This window comes from Mycobacterium sp. TH-M25 (assembly GCF_057473665.1).
Window position 1 is genome coordinate 1 of record NZ_JBYCLA010000044.1, and the last position, 4253, is coordinate 4253.

Here is a 4253-nt window from a genome sequence, read left to right on the forward strand (position 1 = left end):
CGGCCGACCGCGCCGGCAGTGCCGACCAACCCAGATAGCCCTGGCCGGATTCGGCGCCGACGAGCACGGTGTGCTGCAGGGTGACGATGCGAGCGTAGTCATCGAGGCGGTCCAGATTCGACGTCGACCGGGACGTCGCCGCCATGATCAGGACCTTGGCGGCGCTTTCGCCCAGGATGAAGCCGACCTCGTGCGGACCGTAGATGTGGATGATCGGGACCAGCACGGCCCCGCACAGCAGTACCGCCTCGTAGGCGATGGCGCACTCGAGGCGATTGGTCAGCTGGACCGCCACCGCGTCGCCGCACGCTACGCCCAGCCGCTGCAGCCCCGCCGCCACAGCCAGTGCCTGGCCGTGGATATCGGCGACACTGGACCTGGTTTCGGTTTGCTCGGTGATAAAAACCACCGGGCTCTCGCCATGCCGGGCCGCGCCATCGCGCAACGCATCGATACACGTGCGCCTCGAGTACCAGCCCTGGCGGTACCACTTGTCGCGCAAAGGTTCGTAGTCGAACCCGGTCCACTGTGTCGTGTCGGTGACCATGCGTGTGGACTCGCCCTCAGCGACCGACAAGCCGTTGGGAGTACTTCTTGACCAGCTCGTGCTTGTAAAGCTTTCCGGTATCCGAACGAGGCAGCTGTGCCTCGAACGAGATCGACCGCGGACACTTGAAGTGCGCCAGGCGTTCTCGCAGCCAAACCAGGAGTTCTTCTGCGAACTCGTCGGTGGCGTCGGTGGGATCGACGGTTTGCACGACGGCTTTGACCGACTGACCCATCGACTCATCGGGGATGCCGAACACCGCGGCGTCGAGCACCCGCGGGTGGATGATCAGCATGTCCTCGGCTTCCTGCGGATAGATGTTCACACCGCCCGAGATGATCATGTGGTGGCGCCGATCGGTCAGGTAGAGGTAGCCGTCATCATCGAGGTAGCCGACATCGCCGACGGTCACCCATCCGTGCGCGTCGCGCGCTGCGACGGTCTTCGCCTCGTCATTGAGATAGGTGAACGGATGCCCGCCCTCGTAGTAGATCTCACCGGTATGGCCGGGCGGAAGTTCATTGCCGTTCTCGTCGAGGATGTGTGGGGCGCCGACCAGCGGCTTGCCCACCGACCCGGGGTGGGCCAGCCAGTCATCGGCCCGGATGAACGACGCGCCGACCGCCTCCGAGGAGGCGTAGTACTCATCGACGATGGGCCCCCACCATTGGATCATCTGGTGCTTGATGGCCACCGGGCACGGCGCGGCGGCGTGGACCACGCGCTGCAGGCTGGAGACGTCATACGAATTGCGCACGGAATCAGGGAGTCTGAGCATCCGGACGAACATCGTAGGAACGAACTGGCCGTGCGTGATCCGATGACGCTGGATGGCGTCCAACGCCTGTTCGGCGTCGAATTTCTCCATCACCACAGTCGTGCCGCCCAGCGCCTGCACCGACATGGACCAGAATGACGGGGCGGTGTGATACAGCGGTGCCGGGCTCAAATACACCGACTGGTCGTCGATGCCGACCGCGTTCAGCAATGGGGTCAAGATGTTGGGGGCCTCGGCCGGAGGCAGGTGCGGCAGCTCGCGCCGGATTCCTTTGGGGCGTCCGGTGGTTCCCGAGGAGTACTGCAGCAGGTCGCCTTCCCGCTCATCGGCGATCGGGGTGTCGGGCTGGTCGGCGACACAGTCGGGATAGCGCAGCCAGCCCTCGAGTTGGTCGTCGACCAGGATCCTCAGCTCCGGCAGACCGTTGCGGAGGTGTTGGGCCAGTTCGTCACACACCTGCCGGAGCGCTCGCGAGCCGATGACCGCGGTTGCGCCGCTGTCGGCGACGATGTAGGCGGCTTCGGCCGCGGTCAGATGTGTGTTGATCAGCGCGTAGTACAGACCGGCGCGCCGCGCCGCCCACATCACCGGGTGCAGGTGCTCGTTGTTCTCCATGAGCACCGCGATGGTGTCGCCCTCGCGCAGGCCCGCCTGGCGGAAGTAATGAGCCAGCCGGTTGGCCCGTGCCTCGAGTTCGGCGAAGCTGAGCCGGATTCCGCACGGATGCAGGACCAATGCCGTCTTGTTGGAATCGATCCAGTCACGAATCTGCATGCGCTCAGCTCAGTGGTCGCTGCCGTGGTGACCGGCCTCGGGCAGACGCACCGGGCGGAACAACGGAATCCACACCCGACTCTCGTCATCGCCGGTTCCCGTCGGCCAGTCTTCGAAGAACACCTCGACCTCGAGGCCGACGTGGATGTCCTGCACCGCGATGTCGACGACGTTGGTGATCAGCCGAACATCGGGCTCGTCGGCCAGCTCGACGATCGCGACGACGTAGGGCGGTTCGAAGCCGGGAATCCAGGGCTGGCGGTTGATGGTGTAGGCGGCCACCGTGGCGCGGCCGGAGACCTTCTCCGGGGCGACGTCGAAGCTTCGGCAGCGCCAACAGAGCGGTCCGGGCGGGTGGTAGAAGTGTCCGCAGCCGTGGCAGCGGAAAATCAGCAACTCGCCGTCGCGCCCGCCGGTCCAAAACGGGGTCGATTCGTCCGTTGGAGTTGGGGCCAAACGCAATTGGGGCCGCTGATACCGCGAGCCGACGGTCGCGGTGTCAGTCACGGTGACTCCGCGTGGCTAGCTTGTGGTCGAACATGATCTGTGGGCCTCCGGTTGATCGGCGGTAGTGAAGGTGCGGTGTCACACCGTGGTGAAGTAGACGACGATGCCCAGCAGGACGATGCCGAGCAGGCAGCCGCCGACGAGACAGATCGTCTCCGTGCCCAATTCACGTCGCGAAGACGGGGGCAGAAAGGTCATGGTTCCTCGTTTCGCAGCATCGGACTGTAGTCAGGGGACATAGATGCTGTCGTTGCCGGTGATGACCCGCATCAGCACCAGCGGCGCGACGAGCATGACGAAGAAGCTGACCTGGAATACAACGAACCAGGACGCGAAACGGGCGAGCTCGAACTTCCAGCGCGGGATGGTCACTTGGTAGTCCAGCAGGTCGTCGTATTCCTGCTGCTTACTGCGGCGCTGAGCCGCCGGCGCCAACGTCGCCGTAGCGGTGTGGGCGGAGCTCAGAGCCATGTGACCCGTGCCGGTCTGCGCCGGTGTGGGTTGGGGCCGGGTGAATCGCTCGAGGCGAAAGAAGCGCTCGAAGTGATTGAGCCCGTGCACCGGTGGCTTGCCGGCCCAGTAGGCGATCAGATTGGGCCAGAAGCACATCAGGCCGATGGTCCACAGCAGCGTGATCTGCCCTCCGTTGGCGAATCGGAGCACCGGCCCCATCCCGGGGTCGTAAGTCCACCATCCCATCTTCGCGGCGATGCCTTCCACGAAGAAGTCCCACGCGTAGTTGACCGGGATCGCAAGCACGAGAATCGCTTTGAGCATGCTCCAGTCGAACTTTTTGGCCAGCAACCCGCCCAGCCACAGCACCACCAACGCGTGCACGGTCCAATACACCGCGTAAGCGAACGGCATGAACAGCGGATCGTGGGGGGTTTTCAGCGGAAGCCAGTCCAGCAGGTGGTGCGTCCGGAACGTGGGGCTGTACACAAGTTCCTGACCCCAGTCTCCGATCGTCTCCATCCAGTACACCAGCATGCTGTTGATCAGGAACAGAAATCCCCAGGTGAGCCGGCGCCGGCGGACGGAGTCAACCACTACCAGGACAATGATCAGACCGCCGACGATGGGCATCCCCCAGTTGAAGAACCACGTGCCCGCCGGGGCGACGAGCGCTGGCGGCGTTGGAGTTTCGGCTAAGGCCACACGACCTCCCGCCTTCGGTCCATCACGGTCGAGATAGATAACTTAGTTGACGTTATCAGCAGCATCCCCGGTGGGGAAGCGCCGCGGCGTGCATCGACGTCCCCGGCCACCGCCAGCCCGACATCGGCCGAGCACCGGCTAGGCCGACAGGACCGCCTCCCGGACCGGCACCCGGGGGAAGTTGAGCATCCGGCGGGCGTTCTCCTCGACGATCAGCGAGCATTCGTCGTCAGGCACCTCGGCGAGTACCTCGGCGGCACGCTTGCGCGAGTTCGGCCAGGTGGAGTCCGAATGCGGGAAGTCGATCTCCAGGGTGATGCGGTCGACGCCGATCGCGTGCCGGTTCTTCAACCCGTTCTCATCATCGATGAAGCAGCCCCAGAAGTGCTTGCGGAACAGGTCCGAAGGGCGGGTGTCGAAGTCGATCGGCTGGTAGTAGCGGTGGCGCTCCCAGACGTAGTCCGTGCGCTCGAGGATGTAGGGCACCCA

Annotated in this window: 6 protein-coding genes; all 6 read right to left on the reverse strand. The window is 64.6% G+C overall.

The window, feature by feature from the left end; genetic code table 11:
• On the reverse strand, positions 1–547 hold a 547-nt coding region (locus AC2VOU_RS01685), incomplete at its 3' end, for an AMP-binding protein (RefSeq protein WP_486955796.1).
• 16 nt (positions 548–563) lie between these two features.
• Positions 564–2099: a fatty-acid--CoA ligase FadD4 gene (fadD4, locus tag AC2VOU_RS01690; protein WP_486955797.1), complete on the reverse strand. Its 1536-nt coding sequence runs from the start codon at positions 2097–2099 to the stop codon at positions 564–566.
• A 9-nt stretch (positions 2100–2108) separates the two neighbouring features.
• Positions 2109–2606 carry a Zn-ribbon domain-containing OB-fold protein gene (locus AC2VOU_RS01695; protein WP_486955798.1) on the reverse strand — a complete coding sequence of 166 codons (498 nt, stop codon included), beginning with the start codon at positions 2604–2606 and terminating at the stop codon, positions 2109–2111.
• A gap of 78 nt (positions 2607–2684) precedes the next feature.
• Positions 2685–2804, reverse strand: a complete 120-nt coding sequence (locus AC2VOU_RS01700; RefSeq protein WP_439098178.1) for a DUF7156 family protein — start codon at positions 2802–2804, stop codon at positions 2685–2687.
• Between the two features lie 30 nt (positions 2805–2834).
• Positions 2835–3692: a hypothetical protein gene (locus AC2VOU_RS01705; RefSeq protein WP_486955800.1), complete on the reverse strand. Its 858-nt coding sequence runs from the start codon at positions 3690–3692 to the stop codon at positions 2835–2837.
• Between the two features lie 210 nt (positions 3693–3902).
• A partial coding sequence (locus AC2VOU_RS01710; protein WP_486955799.1) for an amidohydrolase family protein occupies positions 3903–4253 on the reverse strand: 351 nt, incomplete at its 5' end.

Coding starts and splice junctions, on each gene's coding strand:
- fadD4 (WP_486955797.1), bottom strand. CDS start 2,099: ATGCAGATTCGTGACTGGATCGATTCCAACAAGACGGCATTGGTCCTG.
- AC2VOU_RS01700 (WP_439098178.1), bottom strand. CDS start 2,804: ATGACCTTTCTGCCCCCGTCTTCGCGACGTGAATTGGGCACGGAGACG.
- AC2VOU_RS01705 (WP_486955800.1), bottom strand. CDS start 3,692: ATGCCCATCGTCGGCGGTCTGATCATTGTCCTGGTAGTGGTTGACTCC.